The sequence below is a fragment of the Deinococcus arcticus genome, assembly GCF_003028415.1.
GTDB lineage: Bacteria > Deinococcota > Deinococci > Deinococcales > Deinococcaceae > Deinococcus > Deinococcus arcticus.
The window spans coordinates 115,606-135,636 of the sequence record NZ_PYSV01000009.1 but is presented as its reverse complement, the minus strand read 5'-3'; the positions used below and the strand labels follow the sequence as shown (position 1 = coordinate 135,636).

Here is a 20,031-nt window from a genome sequence, read left to right as displayed (position 1 = left end):
GGAGCGGCGCGGGCCTGGCCCGCCTTGACCCTCCATTCTGCCCCCGATGCCCCCCATGCTATTTTTTCTGTGATGCGCGTACTCCATACCGCTGATTTCCATGCGGGCCGTTCGCTGCGCGGCTTTGACCGCACGCCGGAAGTGCATGAGGCCCTCACCGAAATCGCCGCTCTGGCCCGCACCGAACGCGCTGACGCCGTGCTGGTGGCCGGGGACCTGTTCGATACCGCCAACCCGTCGGCCGACGCCGAGCACGCCGTGTTCGACTTTTTCCTGCGCCTGCGCGACGCAGGCATTCCCAGTGTGGTGATTGCCGGCAACCACGACAGCGCCGCAAGGTTGCAGTCGGTGACCGGGCTGCTGGGCTGGGTGGGGGTGCAGGTGGTCGCGCAGCCCAGTGCCAACGCCGCCGAGATGGTGCGCACGGTGCAGACCAAGGCGGGTGAGACGCTGGTGGTGGGCGCCCTGCCCCACCTCTCGGAGCGGCGGCTGGTGAAGGCGGCCGACCTGATGGGCGGCGACACCGGCACCTGGCGCCAGAAATACCGCGAGGGCATGGGCTTTTTCCTGCGGCGCCTGGGCGAGGGCTTCCGGCCCGGGGCCGTGAACATGCTGATGGCCCACGCCACCATGGACGGCGCGGTGCCCAGCGGCTCGGAGCGCACGCTGCAGTTTGACCTGACCAACGCCTACACCCTCTCGGGGCTGCAACTGCCGCCCGGCGCGCAGTACGTGGCGCTGGGGCATGTTCACAAGCCGCAGCAGGTGGGCGAGTCGCCTGTGGCCGCGTACTCCGGCAGCGTGATTCAGCTGGATTTTGGAGAGAGCGGCGAGAAAAAGAGCGTGAATCTGGTGGAGGTGGAGCCCGGTCGCCCGGCGCGGCTGCACCCCATTGCGCTGGCCAGTGGCCGCGAACTCCGCACGGTCCGGGTGGACCTTGACCAGGTGGAGGCCCGGCTGGCGCGCGAACAGGGCTTCACAGGCCTGATGAAGGTGGTGGTGCGCGCACCGGCTGGCACCGCCCTGCCGGGCCTGAAAGACCGCGTGCTGCGCCTGGCCCCGGGCACGCTGGCCGTGGACCTGGACGCCCAGCAGGAGGACCTTGCCACCCCGGACCTCAGGCGCGAGGGCCTGAGCCTGCTGGACCTCTACGAGCGCTATCACCGCGAGCGCCGGGGCGAACTGCCCGCCGACCTGCGCGCCGCTTTTCAGCAGGCGGATGAATGGGCGCGGCAGGAGGAGGGATGAGGGCGGTTAAAGGTCCACGGTTGATGGACCACCCAAGAGACAAAGGGGGCCCGCTCCCCCTCTCCGCCACCCATCAACGATCAACCATCACTCGCCCGGAGGGCCCCCCATGCGCCCACTGAACCTCGAACTCCAGGGTTTCACCGCCTTCCGGCAGTTCACGGCGCTGGATTTCAGCGGTCTGGACCTGTTCGCGCTGGTAGGCCCCACCGGCAGCGGCAAGAGCAGCCTGCTGGACGCCATGACCTTTGCGCTCTACGGGCAGACCGCGCGGCTGGGGGCCTCGGGGCTGGACGCGCTGATTGCCCAGGGCGAGCGCGGCCTGTCGGTCAGCCTCACCTTCGAGGTGGGCGGGCAGACCTACCGCGCCTCGCGCACCAAGGGCCGCAAGCAGGCCGAGAACGAGGTGCGCTTCGAGCGGCTGGACGAGGACGGCCGCTGGACCAATCTCTCGGACGGCGGGGCCAAGGGCATCAGCGAGCGCATCCGCCGGGTGGTGGGGCTGGATTTCAAGACCTTCGTGCGCAGCGTGATGCTGCCGCAGGGCGAGTTCTCGCGGGTGCTGCACGGCACCGGCAAGGAGCGCCAGACCCTGCTGGGCGAGCTGACCGGGCTGGATCATGTGGCGGCCATGCAGCGCGTGTCATCCGACCGGGCCAAGGAACTGAAGCACGAGGCCCAGAGCCTGAACGCCGTGCTGGCAGGCGAATACGCGGGCGTGACCCCGGAAGCCGCCGCCACACTGCGCGCCGAGCGCGACGAGGTGCACACGGCCGCTGAGCGCCTGACCGACGAGCGCGAGCGCCTGCAGGTGGCCCAGACCCGCCTGCGCGAGCAGGAGCGCGTGTGGAAGGCGCGCGAGGAGGCCGCCCGGCGCCTGAGCGCGCTGGAAGCGCGCGCCGCCAGCGTGCAGGCCGGGGCCGCGCGCGCCGCGCAGGCCCGGCGGGTGGCCGCCCTTCTGCCGCTGCTGGACGCCGCCGAGCGCGCCCGGATCGCCGCCGAACGTGAGGGGCGGGACAGCCTGCAGGCCGAACAGGCGCTGCACCGGGCGCAGCAGGCCGAACGGGCTGCCCAGGCCGCCCTGAGCGCCGCCCAGTCCCAGGAGGCGCGTATTCCCGAACTGGAAGCCCGCGCCGATACCCTGCGCGAGGCCGAGGGCGACGCAGCCCGGTTGCGCCGCGCGGGCGGCACCCCCCAGACCACCCATCCCCAGCCGCTGCCCTGGGACGAGGACGTCTTTCTGACGGCCCGCGACGGCGCCCAGAAGGCCGAGAAGAACCGCCAGGAGCGCGTGCAGATTGAGGCCCAGCGCGCCGCGTGGCAGGCCGACCAGGAACGCCAGCGCACCGAGCAGGCCCAGATGGAGGCGCTGACCGCCGAGCAGGGCCGGGCAGAGCGCGAGGGCAAGGCCGCCAAGGCTGAACTGGACCGCGCCGAGGCCGCGTTAAAAGAGGCGCAGGTGACGGCCGGGGCCGCCGCCTACCGCGCGCACCTGCACCTGGGCGAGCCCTGCCCGCTGTGCGAGCAGCCCGTTCAGGCCCTGCCCGGCGGCGAGGTGCCGGATCTGGGCGCCCTGGAACGGGACGTCTCGGCCCGCCGCTCAGCGCTGGAGGGGCGGCGCCTGCGCTACAAGGAGATTGGCCTGGAACTGACCGCCCTGCGCCGCGCCACCGAGGCCCGGGCCGCCACCCTGCGCGACTGGGAAGAGCAACTGGCCGCCCGCGAAACCGATCTGCGCGCCGCCGAGGCCCTGGTGAGTGGTGATCCGCAGACCCAGGCTGCCCGGCTGCTGGCCGGACTGGCGGCCCGGGTGCGCGCGGCCGGTCCGGATGCGGCCCGCGCCCGGCAGCAGACCCTGCACGACATTGCGGCCATTCGCACGGCGCTGCAGCGCGCCCAGACCGAACTGGCCCGCACCCAGGCCGAGGCCAGCGCGGCGGGGGCCACCCTGCGCGGGGTGCAGGCGGGGGCCGCGCGCCGCACCCAGGAAGCCGAGGACGCCCGCGTGGCCCTGCTGCAGGCCCTCACCGCAGTGGGTCTGGACGCCGCCCAGGCCCGCGCCGCCGCCCTGCCCGAGGCCGAGGTGGCCGCGCTGGAGGAGGCTGCGCGCACCCACACTGCGCAGCTGGCCCAGGGGCGGGTGGCCCTGGCCGACCTGGACCGCCAGCTGGGCGCCGCGCCCTTTGACCCCGCGGAACTGGCCCAGGTGGCGCGCGACCTGATCGCCACCGACGCTGCCCTGAGCGCCGCCCGCGAGCGTGCCGGGCAGCTGGCCGAGCAGGAACGTGCCCTGCGCGAGCGCCTGGAACGCAAGGCCGGGATCGAGGCCCGCGCGTTGGTGGCCTCGCAGACCTTCGACACCTGGCAGACCCTGACGGGCAGTCTGAAGGCCAACGAATTCCAGCAATTCCTGCTGGCCGAGGTGGAAGCGCAGCTGCTGACCCGCGCGGGGCTGCTGCTGCACGAGATCAGCGATGGGCGCTACCGGCTGGCCCTCCAGAATGGCGACTACGTGGTGCAGGACCTGTGGAACGCGGGCGAGGTGCGCGGCGTGCGCACCCTCTCAGGTGGGGAAACCTTCCTGGCGTCCCTGTCCCTGGCCATTGCCCTGAGCGACTATCTGGCGGGCAACAAGGTGCTGGGGGCCCTCTTTCTGGACGAGGGGTTTGGCACCCTGGACCCCCAGGCCCTGGAAGCTGTGGCCGGCGCCCTGGAAAATCTGCGCACCCAGGGCCGCATGGTGGGCGTGGTCACCCACGTCGAAAGCCTCTCCGAGCGCCTGCCCAGCCGCCTGCTGGTAACAAAAAGCGTGGCGGGCAGCAGCGTGCAGAGGTTAGAGGGGTAAGGAAGCAGGAAGCGGCGCGCGGGACGCGGTGAGCACCACCGCGCCCCGCTTCCTGCCTCCCTCGCCTTACGCCGCCCCTTCTTCCCGGTCCACCTTGGCAAAGATCATGCGGCCCACGTTGGTCTGCACGTTGTTCACCACCAGCACGCGGGCGGGCTTGCCGCGCAGCTTCAGGCCGTCTTCCACCACCACCATCGTGCCGTCTTCCAGGTACCCCACGCCCTGGCCCTGCTGCTGGCCGCTCTTGGTCACGGTGATGGTCAGGTGGTCGCCGGCCTGAATCTGGGGGCGCAGGGCCACGGCCGCCTCGTGAATGCTCAGCACCTCTACTCCATGCAGGCGGGCGATCTTGCCCAGGTTGCTGTCGTTGGTGACAATCCGGGCGCCGGTTTCGCGCGCAAAGCGAATCAGCTTGTCGTCGGTGGTGGGCAGCGCCGTGTCCCAGTCCTCCACCCGAATGGGCCGCAGCGCCCGCAACTCCTCAAGCACGTTCAGGCCCCGCTTGCCCCGGGTGCGTTTCTGGGGGTCCTGGTGATCGGCCAGGGTCTGGATCTCGCGCAGAATGAAAGACGGCACCAGCAGATCGCCGTCCAGAAACCCCGCGCGAATCAGGTCCAGGACCCGGCCGTCAATAATCACGTTGCTGTCCAGCACCTTGGCCCCGGGTTTGCGCCGCACCTGCGGAAAGGCCAGCAGGCCGAATGCCTCGGCGTTGCGCACCGCAAACGACACGAAAAACACCGCCAGCACCGCCGTGACCGCCACATTCAGCACCCAGGTGTAAAAGGGAAGACTGCGCAGCAGACTGCTGAGCAGCACACTCAGCAGCAGCGCCACAATCAGGCCGAAGGTGGCGGCTGCAACGGTGCGGGGCGAGAGGGTGGTGTACCAGCGCGAAAAGCGCTGGACAAACACGCCCAGCAGGGATTCGGCGCGGGGCGCCAGCAGCAGGGCGGTCAGGGTGCCCGCCAGCATCAGGCTCAGGGTGTTAACGGTGCCCAGGCCGCCCGGCTGATCGGCCGCCAGTGCGTTTCCGGCCAGGTAGCCCAGCGCCAGCCCCAGCAGCATGACCAACAGTCGAACAGCAAGCACGCCCAGCAGTGTACCCCTTTGCACCGGAGCGGCGCCCTGCAGGGAATGAACGGACCTTCAGCCGGACGGGGCCTGGGGCGCGGTGACCGCCCCCGGCCGATCCGGTGCCGTATGGCAAAGAGACACTGCCCCGGGGTTCAGGACGAACGCTGGGTGCGGTAGGCCCAGCGCACCAGCCGGTTCGGCTCCTGCTCAATGAACCATGCGGCGGCGGCGCTCAGGGCGCCCACCGCGGCCGACAGCCCAAACAGGCCCGGGGTCCTCCCACTGAGCAGGCCGTAGCCGGCCACGCCCATGGCCAGAGCCAGCAGCACCAGAGGCAGCGCCGCGCCGCGCCAGTACAGCGGGCGGTCACGGTAATGCAGCCGCGCCGCCCCAGCGCGCAGGGTGAGAAAAGCATAGAGCGCACAGAAGCCACAGCCGGCCAGCATCAACCATTCCAGGTCCGTCATTCGAAGGCAAATTGTAAATGAGGGGCGTTCAACCTGGCGCGCGCTTATCCTTATAGCTGGACACACAGAACTCAAAGAAAGACCCAGCTTTCGTTAAGAAAGCCGGGCACTTGGTAGAACCGAGGGGATTTGAACCCCTGACCCCTACCGTGTCAAGGTAGTGCTCTACCCCTGAGCTACGGTTCTGTGCAGGATGGTCTGCGGGGTATGTTGGAGGCGCTGACCGGACTCGAACCGGTGGTGGAGGTTTTGCAGACCTCTGCCTTACCACTTGGCTACAGCGCCGACACTGGCTGTTGCTGGCCCTTGCGGGAGGGCTGGCAGGTCTTTCCTCTTCCAGCGGAAGGAATGTTAGCACGCCCCCACGGGGCTGTAAACCGCTGGGCGCGCGCAGGGGCGCTGACGCCCACGGGACACGCCATGTATTACGCTACGCCCATGCACAACAGGTGGGTGGGAGCGGCGCTGGCCGGAGTGCTGGTGTCGTGTGGCGCGGGGCAGGCCCCGGACAATCCGTTTGTAACGGGCACGACGCTGAATATTGCGCACCAGGGCGGTGAACTGCTGTGGCCCAGCAACACCCTGCTGGCCTACCGCAATGCGGCGGCCCTGGGCGTGGACCTGCTGGAAATGGACATGCACGCCACGCGCGACGGCGTGCTGGTGCTCTCGCACGACGCCACGCTGGACCGCCTGACGGACCGGCAAGGGCGCATTGCCGACCTCACACTGGCCGAGGTGCTGGCGGCCGATGCCGGCTACGCCCTGTCCACCGACAGCGGCCAGACCTTTCCCTTCCGGGGCCAGGGAGTGCAGGTGGCGCAGCTGGACGAGGTGCTGACAGCCTTTCCCAACCTTCCCCTGATCATTGAACTCAAGCAGACCCGGCCCAGCATCGCCGCGCCCTTTTGCAAGGCGCTGCGCGGCGCCGGCGCCACCGGGCGCGTGATTGCTGCGAGCTTCAGCGACGAGGCCCTGAATGAGTTCCGCCGGGTGTGCCCGGAAGTCATGACCTCCATGACCGAGCGCGAATTGCGGCCCCTGGTGCTGCTGAGCAAGGTGGGCCTGGCCGCCCTGGCCCCTGCACCGGGGCGCGTGGCGCAGGTGCCGGTGCGGGCCGGCGGCATCGAGGTGGTCACGCCGGGCTTCGTGCGCGCCATGCACGCGCGCGGCATTGCCGTGCAGGTATGGACCATCAACGACCCCGCCGAGATGCGCCGCCTGATCGCCATGGGCGTGGACGGCATCATCACCGACCGGCCGGACCTCCTGAAACAGGTGCTGACCGAGGGGGCGGCAGAGCGCCGCTAAGGGCTGTTCTACACTGGGCGGGTGAAGCGTTTCTCTCTGTCTGCTGCCCTGCGGGGCGCCGCCCTGATGCTGAGTCTGGGGGGCGCTGCGCAGGCCCAACTGCTGTCCACCCCGCAGGAAACGGTGGCCCAGCCCATCCTCAAAGGCTTTGCTCCGGACGGCCCGGTGCTGCGCCGGGGCGCCACCACGATCACCCTGGACGTGGCGGGTGGTCATGTGGTGGGCGTGCTGACCGAAACCGACAACCTGAACGATCTGGCGCGCGGGATTGCGGTGGGCTGGGGGATGGGGGAAGCCGACGTGCCCCGGCTGGCCCAGAGCCTGGGGCAACCGCAGGTGCTGGCGCAGCTCCGCAAGGGCCTGCAGGATTTCAGCGACGAGAACGCCACCGACTTTTTTGTGATCAAGGCGAGTGGGGAAGGGGCCGCCACGCGCTACCGCGCCTACACGGCCGTGCAGATCTGGCCGGACAGCGCCTTTCCGGCCACGAAGAACGTGACGGGGAGCGTGGGCGCCCCCAACACCCTGCGCATCTTCAGCGATTTTCAGTGCCCCTATTGCAAGCAGCTGTGGGACACGGCGCTGCCCGGCTGGGAAGGGCAGGCGGGGGTGTACCGCACGGCGCATTACCAGTTTCCGCTGGACTTTCACAAGAATGCCTTCAGCGCCGCCGAGGCCAGCGAATGCGCCGGCGCCCAGGGCAAGTTCTGGCCCTACGCCGACGTGCTGTTCGACCAGTTCAGCAGCTGGACGCGCCTGGACCCCAAGGACGCCCCGGGCCGCTACAGCGCCTACGCCAAGACGGCGGGGCTGGACACCGCCGCCTTCAAGACCTGTCTGGGCCAGCGCACCTTCAAGACCAGCGTGGAGGCGCAGTACAAGGCCGGGCAGGCGCTGGGCGTGCGCGGGACCCCCACGGTGTTTCTGAACGGCGTGAAGCTGCTGGATTACCGCAGCCCCGAAGAGCAGGCCGTGGTGCGGGCCATTACCCGGGCCACGCCCTCGGCCAGCAGTGTGATTGACGCGCGGCTCAGGACCCTGCGCTGAGTTGAGGGCGAGAGGAGGGCAGACCAGGCATGGTCTGCCTCTTTTTTGTGTCACTCTATAGTCATGCAAAGTAGAGATCTGGACGGTAACTTGTTGCGCGGCAGCCTGGAATTCCTGCTGCTGGCCAGCCTGGAAGGGGGGGCGCTGTATGGCCTGCGCATCATTCAGGACGTGCAGAACAGGACGGGCGGCCACTTCAGCTTCAAGGAGGGCACGCTGTACCCGGCCCTGCACCGCCTGGAAAAGCGCGGCCTGATCCGCGCCGAGGTGCAGCCCAGCGACGTGGGCGGCCCGCCCCGCAAGTACTACCACCTGACCGACAGCGGCGTGCGCGAACTGAGCCGCCAGCGTGACGCCCAGCGCGCCCACGCCGCCGCCCTGCGCCCTTTCCTGGAGTTCGCATGAGCCCTGAGGAACGCTTTGTGCGCGCCGCCACGCGGGGCCTGCGGGGTCAGGCCCGCCGCGACGCCCAAGCCGAGTTGCGCTCGCACATCCATGAGCGGGCCGCGCAACTGCAACTGATTCTGGGTGCCACCGCCGAGGCCGACGCCCGCGCCCAGGCGATGCGGGAACTGGGCGCGCCGGCCCACATTGCCCGGGGTCTGCGCCGCACCCACTGGCGCTGGTCGGCGGGCATGGGGGTGCTGGTCGCCTCGGTGCTGCTGACCAGCTGGGTGGCGAATGCCTACAGCCGGGGGCAGGCTGAGGTCACCCAGCTGGTCGACCAGGTGTTGTTTCCTTCGGCGCAGTGGGTAAATCCCTGTCAGGGGCGCCGGGCCTGTGTGGCCCTGCAGAGCGCTGGGGTGCCCCTTGAGTCTGAACTGCGCAGCCAGGGCCTCATGCACCGCTCGCAGGCGCGGCCTTTCCTGAGCGGTCTGGGGATTCAGACGCACGGCCTGTTTCAAAAAACGCTGGTGCTGCCAGGAAACGCCGCGCTGTCGGCCCGGCCTTTCGAGGTGGAGGTGGGGCGGCTGGGGTATCCCGGACGCCGGCGGGGGTACCTGAACGTGTCTGGCGTGCTGGCCCAGGGGGCGCGGCAGGGCTGGCCGCTGCAGGTAGACGGCTCCACCTTAGCGGTGCGGGTGGCTGGGCGGCCCATTGCCCCAGACACGCAGATGAACCTCCGCACCATTGAGGCCTACCTGGAAATCGAACTGGACCAGAAGTTGCTTCCAGCCGTCCGGGCCGCCGCCCAGGTGCAGGAGTCGCCCGGCGAGCCCCCTTTCGCCTCAAGGGCCTGGGCGGCGGCGACGCTGCGGCCCGCCCTGCAAAACCGGGTGAACCTGGCGGTGTCGCGTCCCGGGCACCTTTACGCACTGGTCACCTTCAGCCCGCGCCGTGTCTTTTCAAATCAGGTCTGGCTGCCCGAGTTGAGGGCGCTGGTGGTGCCTTCGCATGGTGGCCGCCTTTCCTTTCCGGTCGTCGCGTGGGGCGACGAACAGGCCCAACTCAACTTCGTGGCGTCCCAGGCGCAGTTTCTGAAGGAACTCCGGGCGGGGCGCGAGGCGGCGATGCTGCTGGCCGTCCCCAACGACCTGACGCCCATGAGCCAGCTGCAGGTCGTGCCGCTGCCCCCGGGGCCCGTGGCCGCAGGGTGTAGCGCCTGCCCAGAGGCGCGCACAGTGCAGGTGCCGTAAAGCATAAAGAAGGGGCCTCGACAGACGAACGCCAGGGACGATTGCACCGTCCCTGGCGTTTCAGCGTGGTCGCTCCGGTTTACGCCCGGCTCTTGTAGCGCTCCAGCAACTCGGCTTTCAGGTCGTCAAAGGCCACGCCCTTGCGCTCCTTGTGGCCCTCGGGCGTGCGCTCGCGCACACTCACCTCGCGCGCTTCAGCTTCTCTGTCGCCCACGATCAGCATGACCGGAATCTTGCTCAGCTCGGCCGTGCGCACCTTGGCCTGCATGCGGTTACTGCTGTCGTCCACCTCGGCGCGCAGACCGGCCGCGTGCAGTTCGGCGCGCAGGGCCTCGGCATACTCGTTGTGGCGGTCGGCAATGGGGATGATCATCACCTGCCGGGGGGCCAGCCACAGCGGAAAGTCCCCGGCGTAGTGCTCGATCAGAATGCCCACGAAGCGTTCCAGACTGCCAAACGGCGCGCGGTGAATCACGATGGGGCGGTGGTCCTGGCCGTCCTCGCCCACATAGGTCAGGTCGAAGCGCTCGGGCAGGTTGGGGTCCACCTGAATGGTGCCCAGCTGCCACTCGCGGCCCAGCACGTCCTTGACCACGAAATCCAGCTTGGGGCCGTAGAAGGCGGCGTCGCCGGGCTCCACCGAGTAGGGCAGGCCCACCTCTTCCACGGCGGCGATGATCTGCCCCTCGGCCATCTCCCAGTAGCTGGTCTCGCCCACGTACTTCTCGCTCCCCGGGTCGCGGGTGCCCACGCGGAAGCGCACGTCGTTCATGCCAAACGTCTTCAGGACCAGCACCGTCAGGTCCAGCACGTTCAGGAACTCGCTTTTCAGCTGGTCCGGGCGGCAGAAGATGTGCGCGTCGTCCTGCGTGAAGCCGCGCACGCGCGTCAGGCCGTTCAGTTCACCGGACTGCTCGTAGCGGTACACCGTGCCGAACTCCGCGAGGCGCACCGGCAGGTCGCGGTAGCTGCGCGGCTTGCTGGCGTAAATGCGCATGTGGTGCGGGCAGTTCATCGGCTTGAGCATGTACTCCTCGTCATCCACCGTGATGGGCGAGAAGTTGGAGTCGCTGTAATTCTGGTAATGCCCGCTGGTCTTGTACAGCTCCAGGTTGCCGATGTTCGGCGTGATGACGCCCTGGTAGCCGCGCTGGAACTGCTGCGCCTTCAGAAAGGCCGCCAGTTCCTCGCGCAGCACCGTGCCGCCCGGCAGCCACAGGGGCAGACCCCGGCCCACCAGCGGGTCAATGGTGAACAGTTCCAGTTCCTTGCCCAGCTTGCGGTGATCGCGCCTCTTGGCTTCCTCCAGGGCGTGCAGGTACTCCTCCAGTTCCTTCTGCGTGGCAAACGCCACCCCGTACACCCGCTGCAGAATGGGGTTTTTCTCGTTGCCGCGCCAGTAGGCGCCGGAGGTGCTCATCAGCTTGAAGCTGCCCGGCAGCCGGCCCGTGCTGGGAAAGTGCGGGCCCCGGCACAGGTCCACGTAATCGCCCTGCGCGTACAGGGTGATGGCCTCATCGTCAGGCAGGCCCGCAATCAGTTCCTGCTTGTAAGGGTCGTGGGGAAACTGGGCCAGTGCCTCGGCCTTCTGCACCTCGCGGCGGTTGAAGGGCAGGCCCCGGGCGATGATCTCGCGCATCAGCCGCTCGATTTCCGGCAGGTCTTCCTCGCGCAGCGGCTCGGGCAGGTCAAAGTCCTGATACCAGCCGTTCTCGATACTGGGGCCCACCCCGCGCTTGATGGCCTCGGCGGCGTGGCCCCGGGCACGGTAGAACTCGCCCACCGCCTGGCTCATGACGTGGCCCAGCGAGTGCCGGAACACAGGCGCGGCCTCGGCCGGATTCTTCTTGGTGATCAGCGTGATGCGCGCGCCGTCGGGCAGTGGCGTCATCAGGTCCACCAGTTCACCGTTGGCGGTGGCGGCCAGGGCGTCCTGCGCCAGGCGCGGGCCAATGGCCTGGGCGGCGTCCAGCGCCGTGGCGCCCTGGGGCAAGTCAAGTTGTTTTCCGTCGGGCAGCGTTATGTGCATGTTCAACCTCAGGTGAGAGCAATAGAGAAAGCCCGGTCTGGCCGCGTGTCCAGCAAAGGCGCCTGAAAACCGCGTGGGGTTTTCAGGCGCGCAGAGTTCGCGTGATCAGTCCGGGCTGTGCAGGCATTCGCTGCTGCCACACGCCGCCTATCACCAGACCGGAGTGATGGCAGGGGGGCTTCATGGGGGCAGGATAGCGGCCCAGGTGGGGCAGCGGCAAGGGCGGGCGCCGGGTCTAGAATGAACCCATGTCTCCGGTGGATGTCGCCGTTCATACAGAAGCCATTCCCCGCTGGTGGCCCTGGGCGCGGCTGGCCCTGGTGTTGCCCCTGCTCGTGGTGCCCGCGCTGACCCTGGGCCCGGTGCTGCTGGGGCTACCGGCGTACCATGTGCAGGGCGGCCAGATTACGGCCCGCTCGCTGGGGGCGCGCACCGTCATTCCGGCGGGCACGCCGGTGGAGCGCCGTCCGGTCACCCTGGGTCGCAAATCGGTGGGTTCGGCCCTGCCCGGCTATGCGGTGGGCCTGTTTCGCACCGACCTGGGGCGCGCGCAGGTGTTCAGTGATGGCTCGCAGGGCGCGGCGGCGCTGGTGTTCGCCACCCGGCCCCCCACGGTCCTGACCCCCGCCGACCCGGACGCCCTGCTGCGGGCGTGGCGGGCGGGGGAGACGGCGGCCTTTCGCCCCGCGCAGCCCGCGCGCCCCGGGTGGGAGGCGCTGCTGCTGTTGCCCCTGCTGCCGCTGGTGGTCTTTCTGTACAGCCGGCCCCGGGTGCGCTACCTGCTGGACGGCGACACGCTGGTGGTGAAGACCGCCGGCAGCACCACCCGCTTTCCCCGCACGGGCACGCGCGCCACGCTCACCACCGCGCCGCTGGGTCTGCGGCTGTTCGGCACCGCGCTGCCCGGCTATTACAGCGGCACCTTCGGCACGGGGGCCATCCCCGGTGGCCGGGTCCAGGCCGCCGCCGGAAGCAACCGCCCCGCGCAGGCCCTGCTGCTGGAGGCCGGTGGGCGCACCTTTTACCTCACCCCACAGGACCCGGAAACGCTGGCCGCGTGGTTTACGCCGGCCCCCTGACTCACCAGGGCAGGCCCCGCAGATGCACGGTGCCGGGCGGCCAGTCGCTCAGGGCGCGGCGCACCGGCAGAATCAGCGTGGGCCCGGCGTTGGTCACCCACCTGTCCTCGTCCGGGTCCAGGTAGTGGGCGGGGCCCTGCACCCGGGTAAAGCCGCCGCGCTCGTAAAAAGGAGCCACCTCTTCGCGGCACTGCAGAAAGGCGAAGTCGGTCAGGGCCTGGGTGTGCAACACCGCGGCCAGTTCCCCCAGGAGCTGCCGGCCCAGCCCGCGCCCCTGCCAGTCCGGGTGCGTGGCGACCCCGCCCACCCCGGCCAGCATGACGGCCTGCCCGCCCACCTCTGCCGCGCGCCGCCCAAACCCCAGCTGGGCCATGGGCGAGCCGCCCGGCCCCGCCAGCCACAGGTGCCACTCTGGCTCGCTGCCCCAGAAGGAGGTGCCGGCCCAGAAATCAGCCCACTGCGGGTAGGCGGCCTGCAGCAGGGCGCGCAGGCCCCGCTCCAGCTCTGGGGTGATGCTGGCGCGCGGGGTGAGGTGCGCCGTCCAGGTCACTGGCCCCGCTCCGGGTGGGGGCGGCGGGTGTTCTCTGCGCCAAAGTCCAGCTCGAAGAGGCGGTAGCCCTCCTGCACCTCCTCGCTGGGGACGTAGCCCATGCCCACGTAGGCGGGAGTCGCTTCACGCAGATTGGCGTACCAGTACAGGTAGCGCAGCCCACGTCCCCGGGCCCAGGCTTCCACCCCGCGCATGAGGCGGCGCCCCACCCCCTGCCGCCGGGCCCCCGGGGCGGTGTACAGGTCGTGCAGCTTGGCGGTGCGGTGGGCATGGCCCGACCGCAGGTCCGGCCCGGTGTCGTGCGCGGCGGCGTAGCCCAGCAACGTCTCGCCGGCAAAGGCCCCCAGCACCGCCCAGTCGGGGTGGGCACAGAAGGCCGGAAAGCGCGCGGCCAGCGCCGCCTCGCTGTCCACGAAGCCCATGTTCAGCAGCATGGGGCGCACCTGCGTGAAGTGGGCAGGCGTGAGGGGCTGAACGGTGGGGGGCATGGGGGCAGTCTGGCGAGAAGGCGGCGCCGCCGGCCTCTGCCAATTGGCGCATTTCGCCCGGGGGCTGGGCTGCCTACGCTCTGGGCATGTCCAGTTCCTTTGCCCAGCTGTCCCGCTCCACCCAGGTGGCGCGCCTGCGCGCCTCGGCCCAGGCGGCCCTGCGGGCGTACCCGTTGAGCGTGCGGCGCCTGACCCTCCTGAACCACGGCTTCAACACCACCTTCCGGGTGGATGCCGAGAGCGGCGAACGCTACGCCCTGCGCCTGAACGTGAATTCCCGGCGCGCCCCGGCGCAGCTGGCGGCCGAGGTGGCGTGGCTGTCGGCCCTGGCCCGGGACACCGACCTGACGCTGCCGGTGCCCCAGCCCCGCCGCGACGGCACCCTGCTGGGCGAGGTCTGGAACGAGGCGCTGGGCGCGCACCTGCCGGCCACCCTGTATTCCTGGCTGCCGGGGCGCGACCTGGGCGAGAGAGCGACGCCTGCCCAGCTGCGCGAGGTGGGGCGCGCGGCGGCCATCCTGCACGCGCATGCACAGACCTTCGACCTGCCCGCCGGAGCCGCGCTGCTCTCCCTGCGCGATCCCCTGATGGGCATGGGCGACAATCTGCGGCCCGGCCCGCTGCTGACCGAGGAGGGTCTGGCGGTGGTTCAGACCGTGCGCGCCCAGGTGGACGCCGTGCTGGGCCGCCTGTACGCCGCGCAGGCCCCGCGCCCCCTGCACGCGGATCTGCACCTGTGGAACGTGAAGTGGCACCGGGGCCGCCTGAGCGTGTTTGATTTCGATGACTCTGGCCTGGGGTTGCCGGTGCAGGACCTGACCATCAGCGCGTATTACCTGCGGCCCAGGGCCGAGCTGGAAGCCGCCCTGCTGGAAGGCTACGCCGCTGCCGCCCCAGTGCCTGGCGTGAACGCGGCCGACTACGAAACCCTGGTGGCCGGGCGGGCGGTGGTGCTGCTGAACGACCTGCTGGTGAACACGAACGCCGAGTTGCAGGCCATCCTGCCGCGCTACGTGCCCAACAGCGTCACCAAGCTGCGCGCTTACCTGGACAGCGGCGTGTTCCGTCACGACGTGCCGGGTCTGCTGAAAGCAGAAGAGTAATACGGCCGGCCGTGCCTTTCCGTCACATCCGGGAAGAAGGGGGTGTTTCTCCAATTCCCGGACATCCGCATTTTTTCTTTCTCTGCTCCGCAGCTCTGCGAGCCCCTCTGGTCAGAACAATTCCGTAATGTGCTACGGAATTGTTCGGAACTCGTCTCAGGGACAGCCACTGAAAGAGCTGGGCACTGACCGGGCAACAACACAGGCGCCCCGGCCATGCCGTGGCCGGGGCGCAGAGAAACGGTTGGGGTTACCAGTTGGCAGCGGGCGCGGCGCCGGTGTCCAGCCCCTTGGGGTTGGGGCCCCACTTGTTGGCGCGGGGTTCACTGTCCAGCACCATAAACACCAGAATGACGATACTGCCGAACGGAATGAGGTTCAGCAGGTACCACCAGCCGCTCTTGCCAGTGTCGTGCAGTCGGCGCACAGACACGGCCAGAGAGGGCAGGAAGATGGCCAGTGCGTACAGCACGTACAGCAGGGCAAAGATGCCCGCCACGCCGCCCAGACCGATCGGCAGGCCAGTTTCGCCCTGCGAGACGGACGACATGTAAGCCGGATACCAGGGCAGGGCCAGCAGCACCATGATGATCGTGTTGATCAGCGTGAACATCCAGTATTCACGGCGGCGGGCGCGGCCCCGGAAGTTGGCGTAATTGTTCTTGAGCACCTTCATGTATTCGTTCATAAGCAGACCTCCACCTGTTGCGTGAGAACAGTCTAAGCGTCACATTGGATCTATGTGGAAAGATCTGTGGCGCGTGATGGGGGTACTGCTGGTGGGGGGGCTGATGGCCTGCGCTCCGGCCGTCAGCGGCCCGTCTCAGGCCGCTCTGGCCGCGCCGCGCGTGGCCCTGGAAGCGGGCCACCCGGAGCGCCTGCGGCTGGTGGTGATGGGCGACCAGGGCACCGGCACCGAGACCCAGTGGCAGGTGGCCCGGGCCATGGCTGCGGTTTGCGCCGCGCAGGGCTGCGATCTGGGGGCGGCGCTGGGCGACAACTTTTATCCGGCGGGTCCCCGGGAGGTCACTTCGCCCCTGTTCCGCGAGCGCTTTGAGGTGCCGTATGGCCCGCTGGGCATTCCCTTCATCATGGTGCCCGGCAACCACGACGAGTCCTGGCTGTGGGGCGGCGACGGCGCCAGCCCGCGCGGCGCAGAAGTGCAGGTGGCCTACAGCCGCGTCAATCCGCAGTGGGTGATGCCCGCGCGCCAGTATCAGGCCAGCGTGAGCGGGCTGCTGGACCTGTTCGTGGTGGACACCGCCCCGCTGGCCGCCTACCTGCCGTCGGTGCGGCCCCAGGAACGGCCCGGCGGCCCCTGGGACGCGGCGCAGCGGGCCTGGCTGGCGCAGGCAGTGAACCAGAGTGCCGCCCGCTGGCGGCTGGTGCTGGGGCACCATCCCCTGTACAGCAACGGCAAACACGGCGACGCCGGGGCCTATGACCACCTGCCCTTCACCTTTCAGCGGGGCGGCGCGGTGCAGGCGCTGTACGCGGTGGCCTGCGGGCAGGCCGACCTGCTGCTCAGCGGCCACGACCACGCCCTGCAGCTGTTTGCCCCGCAGCCCGACTGCCCGGGCACCTGGACCGCAGTCAGCGGCGCGGCTGGCGAGGTAGGGGGTGAGCGCCGGGGCCGCCGCCCGGCTGCTTTCGAGGTGTACGGTCAACCCGGGTTTCTGTGGCTGGAGATCACCCCACAGACGCTGACCCTCTGGGCCTATGTGGTGGGGGAAGGGGGCGCCGTGACCGGCACCGAGATCGCCCGGCTGAGCAAGGGGTCTTAAAGGAAGGTGCGTGGCGGCCACCATGACCGTCCACGCACCGCTGCCAGTGCCTTGAAGCGGGACGCTGGCCTCTGTGCCGCGCAGGGCAACACCAGCATTCGCTCAGCCTTCACCCTGCCCCCAGACTGCAGGGCGCGGAAGGCAACCTCTCCCGCACCCTGCTCTCTGCCGCCCTTCTCTTACAGCCCGGCCTGCGCCAGAAACGCGTCAAGCTTCTGCGGGCGGAAACCGCTGAGGCTGGCCGCCACTTCACCGTGCACCAGCGTGGGCACGCTGCGCTTGCCGCCGTTCACGCTCATCACGTACTGGGCAGCTTGTTCATCCTGCTCAATGTTGATTTCCTCGTAGGCCAGGCCCTTGCTGGTCAGGGCGCGCTTGGCCGCGTGGCAATCCGGGCACCAGCTCGTCGTGTACATCTTGATCATGGTCGTCCTCCGGGTCGGTGCCGCTTGGCGCCTTGCCTATAGTTTACAAAATAAAGCATGTCAACCGCATAGCGTGTCCTGAGACGGCGAACAGCCCACCCCGGCGCGCGGCGGTGGGCTGAACAGAGGCAGCTCAGGCGCTGGCGGCCGGGGCGCTGTCTTCGGTGGGCGCCGGGGCCACGTCGTCGGAGGCGGCTGCGCGCTCCTTCTTGGGGGCCGGGGCGGCTTTGGGGGTCATGATCATATTCATGTCCATGCCCATCATGCTGGGGTTGCTTTCAGGCGCGCCCACATCGGCCAGGACCTCGGCCACTCGAACCAGAATGCGCTCACCCAGTTCGGGGTGGGTGCGCTCGCGGCCACGGAACATGATGGTGACCTTGACCTTGTGGCCTTCTTCCAGAAAGCGCCGAACGTGCCCGGTTTTGGTGTTGAAGTCGTGGTCGTCAATCTTGACGCGGAACTTGATCGCCTTGACTTCCTGCGCGCGGGCCCGCTTGCGGTTTTCCTTCTCGTTCTGCTGCTGTTCGTAGCGGAACCGGCCATAGTCGAGCAGGCGGCAGACAGGGGGCACAGCCTGCGGACTGACCATAACGAGGTCCATCCCGGCCTCGCGGGCCATCTGCATGGCGTCGCGCGTGTCAATGATGCCCACCTGCTCGCCTTCCGCGCCAATCAGTCGAATCTGGCGCACGCGAATCTGCTCGTTGACCTTGTGTTCTTTCGCTATGTTCATCACCTCCGCCGCGCTCCGGGGCACGCTGGCTCTCCGGGCGGCTTCGCCTACGTCCAACGGGACGAGATAGGTCAGTCTACCACGCCCCCCATCCCGGTATCCCCGGCGCTCTGGCATGCTGGGCGGCGTGACTGCGCCCGATTTCCCTGCCCCCGAGCCGTCCGCGCTCCGTCTGCCCGCGTCTGACCCGGCGCCTGCCTGGCCGGTGGCGGCCACGTTCGGCCCCCAGGCGGCGCGCAACCCCGACCTGGAAGTGCTGCTGGCCGATGGTCTGGGCGGCTTTGCCCTGAGCAGCCTCGCCGGGGTCCCCACCCGCTGCTATTCGGGGCTGGTGGTGAGCGCCCAGCCGCCCGTGCAGCGCGCGGCGCAGTTGGTCTCGCCGTACGAGGTGCTGCGCCTGGACACCCGCCAGGGGGTGCGGGAGGTGGCCCTGCACGCCCTGGAAATCGCCCCCGGGGTCTTCGAGGGGCAGGGCCTGGACGTGCTGAGCGGCGCGGCCCTGCTGGACCTGCTGCCCGAACGGGAACAGGCGGTGGGCGGCGTGACCGTGCGGCGCCGCGCCTTCAGTCCGCGCGGGTCGGGGGCGGTGGTGTTTCTGTACGAGGTGCACAGCCGCGAGCCCGTGAATCTGGTGCTGGGCGGGTACTTTGTGGACCGCGACATGCACGCCGTGCACCGCCACGCCCCGGACCTGGCCTTCAGCGCTGCTGGGCGCGAGGTGGCGGTGCAGGGCGAGCGCCTGACCCGCGTGACGGTGCACGCGCCGGGCGCCGCCCTGGGCACGCTGGCGCCCCGGCCCTTTACCCAGCGCGTGTACTACCGCCACGACGCGGCGCGCGGCGAGAGCGACCACGAGTATGTGCGCGGCGCTGCCCTGTGGGACCTGAGTTTCCCGGCCGGTGGCGGGCGCGCGGCGCTGGTGGTGCAGGGCCTGACCCCCGCCACGGGTGAGGTCGCCGTGGACGACCCCTGGGCCGCCTATGCCCAGGAAGCCGCCCGCCGCCGCGCCCTGGCCGCTCAGGCCCAGGCCGTCACCGGGGTCCGGGACGATCTGGTGGCCACGCTGGCGGTCGCGGCCGACGCCTATCTGGTGCGCCGCGCGCAGCCGGCCGGCACCACGGTCATGGCGGGCTATCCCTGGTTTGCCGACTGGGGCCGCGACACCATGATCGCCCTGACCGGCCTGACCCTGCTGACCGGCCGCTGGGCCGAGGCCCGCGACATCCTGCAGACGTTCCTGCGGACGCTGCGCCGGGGCCTGATTCCCAACAACTTTCACGAGGACGGCGCCGGGGCCGGCTACAACACCGTGGACGGCGCGCTGTGGCTGGCGGTGGCGCTGGAGCGCTACGTGGCCGTCACGGGTGACCTGGACTTTGCCCGCGCCACGCTGCCCCGGCTGCGCGAGGTGCTGGACTGGCACCGGCGCGGCACCGACCACGGCATTCGCGCCGACACCGACGGGCTGCTGCTGGCCGGCGAAGCGGGCGTGCAGCTGACCTGGATGGACGTGAAGATTGGCGACTGGGTGGTCACGCCCCGGCACGGCAAACCGGTGGAGATTCAGGGTCTGTGGCTGGGGGCACTGGGGGCCGAGGGGCGACTGGCGGCGGCCCTGGGCCAGGACGCGCAGTTTGCCCTGCTCCTGGCGCAGGCCCAGGCCAGCTTCGCGCGCTTCTGGCAGGCGGGCGCCTACGCCGACACCCTGAGCGCCCAGGGGCAGCCCGACCACAGCCTGCGCCCCAACGTGGCGCTGGCGCTGGCCCTGCCCGACACGCCCACCACCCCGGCCCAGGTGGCCGCCGCCGTGGGCGACCTGGAACGCGAACTCCTGACCCCCCTGGGCCTGCATACCCTCTCGCCGCTGGACCCCCGCTACAAAGGGAACTACGGCGGCGCGCAGGTGCAGCGCGACGCGGCCTACCACCAGGGGACGGTGTGGCCCTGGCCGCTGACCGCCTTCGTGGAACTGCTGCTGGCCCGGGGCGAGGTGGCCCAGGCGCGCGCCGCCCTGCACGGGCTCCTGGGGCACGTCTGGGAGGCGGGCCTGGGGCACGTCTCGGAGGTGTTCAGCGGCCAGGGCCTGCGCCCGGGCGGCTGCCCCTTTCAGGCGTGGAGTGTGGCGGAGCTGTTGCGGGCCCACGTGCTGGTTGCGCGGGCCGAGGCGCAACTGTCGGGCACGCAAACCCGGAACTGACGTGCGCC

General features: G+C 69.8%; 18 protein-coding genes and 2 tRNA genes. 10 read left to right on the top strand and 10 right to left on the bottom strand.

Features of this window, described 5'->3' with window-relative positions:
* The first annotated feature begins 72 nt into the window (after positions 1-72).
* Together C8263_RS10855 and C8263_RS10850 are read left to right on the top strand one after the other, a co-directional pair.
* Entirely contained in the window at positions 73-1,248 is a 1,176-nt protein-coding gene (locus C8263_RS10855) for a metallophosphoesterase family protein (RefSeq protein ID WP_107138133.1), read from the top strand.
* A 109-nt stretch (positions 1,249-1,357) separates the two neighbouring features.
* Complete coding sequence (locus C8263_RS10850; RefSeq protein ID WP_107138132.1) at positions 1,358-4,093, top strand: AAA family ATPase; 2,736 nt, start codon at positions 1,358-1,360, stop codon at positions 4,091-4,093.
* 66 nt (positions 4,094-4,159) lie between these two features.
* Here the strand turns inward: C8263_RS10850 and C8263_RS10845 are convergent, their stop codons facing one another.
* From C8263_RS10845 to C8263_RS10830, 4 genes are all read right to left on the bottom strand, one after another.
* Positions 4,160-5,185: a PIN/TRAM domain-containing protein gene (locus tag C8263_RS10845; protein WP_107138166.1), complete on the bottom strand. Its 1,026-nt coding sequence runs from the start codon at positions 5,183-5,185 to the stop codon at positions 4,160-4,162.
* 137 nt (positions 5,186-5,322) lie between these two features.
* Positions 5,323-5,637 carry a hypothetical protein gene (locus C8263_RS10840; RefSeq protein WP_146160656.1) on the bottom strand — a complete coding sequence of 105 codons (315 nt, stop codon included), beginning with the start codon at positions 5,635-5,637 and terminating at the stop codon, positions 5,323-5,325.
* Between the two features lie 111 nt (positions 5,638-5,748).
* A tRNA-Val gene (locus C8263_RS10835) sits at positions 5,749-5,823 on the bottom strand.
* Positions 5,824-5,848: 25 nt separating this feature from the next.
* Positions 5,849-5,922 (bottom strand) — tRNA-Cys (locus C8263_RS10830).
* Between the two features lie 153 nt (positions 5,923-6,075).
* Here C8263_RS10830 and C8263_RS10825 point away from each other — a divergent pair.
* The 4 genes from C8263_RS10825 (at position 6,076) to C8263_RS10810 (ending at position 9,632) form a co-directional block, all read left to right on the top strand.
* Positions 6,076-6,948 carry a glycerophosphodiester phosphodiesterase family protein gene (locus C8263_RS10825; RefSeq protein WP_107138165.1) on the top strand — a complete coding sequence of 291 codons (873 nt, stop codon included), beginning with the start codon at positions 6,076-6,078 and terminating at the stop codon, positions 6,946-6,948.
* Positions 6,949-6,969: 21 nt separating this feature from the next.
* Positions 6,970-7,995, top strand: a complete 1,026-nt coding sequence (locus C8263_RS10820) for a DsbA family protein (protein WP_233218768.1) — start codon at positions 6,970-6,972, stop codon at positions 7,993-7,995.
* Between the two features lie 63 nt (positions 7,996-8,058).
* Positions 8,059-8,400 carry a PadR family transcriptional regulator gene (locus C8263_RS10815; RefSeq protein WP_107138130.1) on the top strand — a complete coding sequence of 114 codons (342 nt, stop codon included), beginning with the start codon at positions 8,059-8,061 and terminating at the stop codon, positions 8,398-8,400.
* Complete coding sequence (locus C8263_RS10810) at positions 8,397-9,632, top strand: permease prefix domain 1-containing protein (protein ID WP_107138129.1); 1,236 nt, start codon at positions 8,397-8,399, stop codon at positions 9,630-9,632. Before C8263_RS10815 ends, C8263_RS10810 begins: the two co-directional genes overlap by 4 nt.
* 79 nt (positions 9,633-9,711) lie before the next feature.
* Here the strand turns inward: C8263_RS10810 and thrS are convergent, their stop codons facing one another.
* Positions 9,712-11,661: a threonine--tRNA ligase gene (gene thrS / locus C8263_RS10805; RefSeq protein WP_107138128.1), complete on the bottom strand. Its 1,950-nt coding sequence runs from the start codon at positions 11,659-11,661 to the stop codon at positions 9,712-9,714.
* Between the two features lie 248 nt (positions 11,662-11,909).
* On the opposite strand from thrS, the gene C8263_RS10800 reads away from it, so the two are divergent.
* The gene (locus C8263_RS10800) at positions 11,910-12,740 is read left to right on the top strand and encodes a PH domain-containing protein (RefSeq protein WP_107138127.1); all 831 of its coding nucleotides are present in this window, start codon (positions 11,910-11,912) and stop codon (positions 12,738-12,740) included.
* A gap of 1 nt (position 12,741) precedes the next feature.
* Here the strand turns inward: C8263_RS10800 and C8263_RS10795 are convergent, their stop codons facing one another.
* Positions 12,742-13,290 (bottom strand): GNAT family N-acetyltransferase, encoded by a 549-nt coding sequence (locus tag C8263_RS10795; protein WP_107138126.1) that lies wholly within the window; start codon positions 13,288-13,290, stop codon positions 12,742-12,744.
* Positions 13,287-13,778 carry a GNAT family N-acetyltransferase gene (locus C8263_RS10790; protein ID WP_107138125.1) on the bottom strand — a complete coding sequence of 164 codons (492 nt, stop codon included), beginning with the start codon at positions 13,776-13,778 and terminating at the stop codon, positions 13,287-13,289. Before C8263_RS10790 ends, C8263_RS10795 begins: the two co-directional genes overlap by 4 nt.
* A gap of 86 nt (positions 13,779-13,864) precedes the next feature.
* Between C8263_RS10790 and C8263_RS10785 the strand changes: the two genes are divergently transcribed.
* On the top strand, positions 13,865-14,881 hold the full coding sequence (locus tag C8263_RS10785) for a phosphotransferase enzyme family protein (RefSeq protein ID WP_107138124.1): 1,017 nt from the start codon (positions 13,865-13,867) through the stop codon (positions 14,879-14,881).
* A gap of 250 nt (positions 14,882-15,131) precedes the next feature.
* Here C8263_RS10785 and C8263_RS10780 read toward each other — a convergent pair whose 3' ends face one another.
* On the bottom strand, positions 15,132-15,569 hold the full coding sequence (locus C8263_RS10780; RefSeq protein WP_107138123.1) for a DUF805 domain-containing protein: 438 nt from the start codon (positions 15,567-15,569) through the stop codon (positions 15,132-15,134).
* A gap of 52 nt (positions 15,570-15,621) precedes the next feature.
* Here C8263_RS10780 and C8263_RS10775 point away from each other — a divergent pair, with 52 nt between their 5' ends.
* The gene (locus tag C8263_RS10775; RefSeq protein WP_233218767.1) at positions 15,622-16,665 is read left to right on the top strand and encodes a metallophosphoesterase; all 1,044 of its coding nucleotides are present in this window, start codon (positions 15,622-15,624) and stop codon (positions 16,663-16,665) included.
* Positions 16,666-16,844: 179 nt separating this feature from the next.
* On the opposite strand, the gene C8263_RS10770 is transcribed toward C8263_RS10775, so the two are convergent.
* Together C8263_RS10770 and infC are read right to left on the bottom strand one after the other, a co-directional pair.
* Positions 16,845-17,090 carry a glutaredoxin domain-containing protein gene (locus tag C8263_RS10770; RefSeq protein ID WP_107138122.1) on the bottom strand — a complete coding sequence of 82 codons (246 nt, stop codon included), beginning with the start codon at positions 17,088-17,090 and terminating at the stop codon, positions 16,845-16,847.
* Between the two features lie 133 nt (positions 17,091-17,223).
* Positions 17,224-17,829: a translation initiation factor IF-3 gene (infC, locus tag C8263_RS10765; protein ID WP_107138162.1), complete on the bottom strand. Its 606-nt coding sequence runs from the start codon at positions 17,827-17,829 to the stop codon at positions 17,224-17,226.
* A gap of 112 nt (positions 17,830-17,941) precedes the next feature.
* Between infC and C8263_RS10760 the strand changes: the two genes are divergently transcribed.
* On the top strand, positions 17,942-20,023 hold the full coding sequence (locus C8263_RS10760; RefSeq protein ID WP_107138121.1) for an amylo-alpha-1,6-glucosidase: 2,082 nt from the start codon (positions 17,942-17,944) through the stop codon (positions 20,021-20,023).
* The last annotated feature ends 8 nt before the right edge of the window (positions 20,024-20,031 follow it).

What these genes read in the sequence shown, in the direction of transcription:
- C8263_RS10810 (WP_107138129.1), top strand. Translation starts at nt 8,397, where the DNA reads ATGAGCCCTGAGGAACGCTTTGTGCGCGCCGCCACGCGGGGCCTGCGG.
- C8263_RS10785 (WP_107138124.1), top strand. Translation starts at nt 13,865, where the DNA reads ATGTCCAGTTCCTTTGCCCAGCTGTCCCGCTCCACCCAGGTGGCGCGC.
- C8263_RS10775 (WP_233218767.1), top strand. Translation starts at nt 15,622, where the DNA reads ATGTGGAAAGATCTGTGGCGCGTGATGGGGGTACTGCTGGTGGGGGGG.
- C8263_RS10825 (WP_107138165.1), top strand. Translation starts at nt 6,076, where the DNA reads ATGCACAACAGGTGGGTGGGAGCGGCGCTGGCCGGAGTGCTGGTGTCG.
- C8263_RS10770 (WP_107138122.1), bottom strand. Translation starts at nt 17,090, where the DNA reads ATGATCAAGATGTACACGACGAGCTGGTGCCCGGATTGCCACGCGGCC.
- C8263_RS10855 (WP_107138133.1), top strand. Translation starts at nt 73, where the DNA reads ATGCGCGTACTCCATACCGCTGATTTCCATGCGGGCCGTTCGCTGCGC.
- C8263_RS10815 (WP_107138130.1), top strand. Translation starts at nt 8,059, where the DNA reads ATGCAAAGTAGAGATCTGGACGGTAACTTGTTGCGCGGCAGCCTGGAA.
- C8263_RS10800 (WP_107138127.1), top strand. Translation starts at nt 11,910, where the DNA reads ATGTCTCCGGTGGATGTCGCCGTTCATACAGAAGCCATTCCCCGCTGG.
- C8263_RS10850 (WP_107138132.1), top strand. Translation starts at nt 1,358, where the DNA reads ATGCGCCCACTGAACCTCGAACTCCAGGGTTTCACCGCCTTCCGGCAG.
- C8263_RS10780 (WP_107138123.1), bottom strand. Translation starts at nt 15,569, where the DNA reads ATGAACGAATACATGAAGGTGCTCAAGAACAATTACGCCAACTTCCGG.
- C8263_RS10760 (WP_107138121.1), top strand. Translation starts at nt 17,942, where the DNA reads ATGCTGGGCGGCGTGACTGCGCCCGATTTCCCTGCCCCCGAGCCGTCC.
- C8263_RS10790 (WP_107138125.1), bottom strand. Translation starts at nt 13,778, where the DNA reads ATGCCCCCCACCGTTCAGCCCCTCACGCCTGCCCACTTCACGCAGGTG.
- thrS (WP_107138128.1), bottom strand. Translation starts at nt 11,661, where the DNA reads ATGCACATAACGCTGCCCGACGGAAAACAACTTGACTTGCCCCAGGGC.
- C8263_RS10840 (WP_146160656.1), bottom strand. Translation starts at nt 5,637, where the DNA reads ATGACGGACCTGGAATGGTTGATGCTGGCCGGCTGTGGCTTCTGTGCG.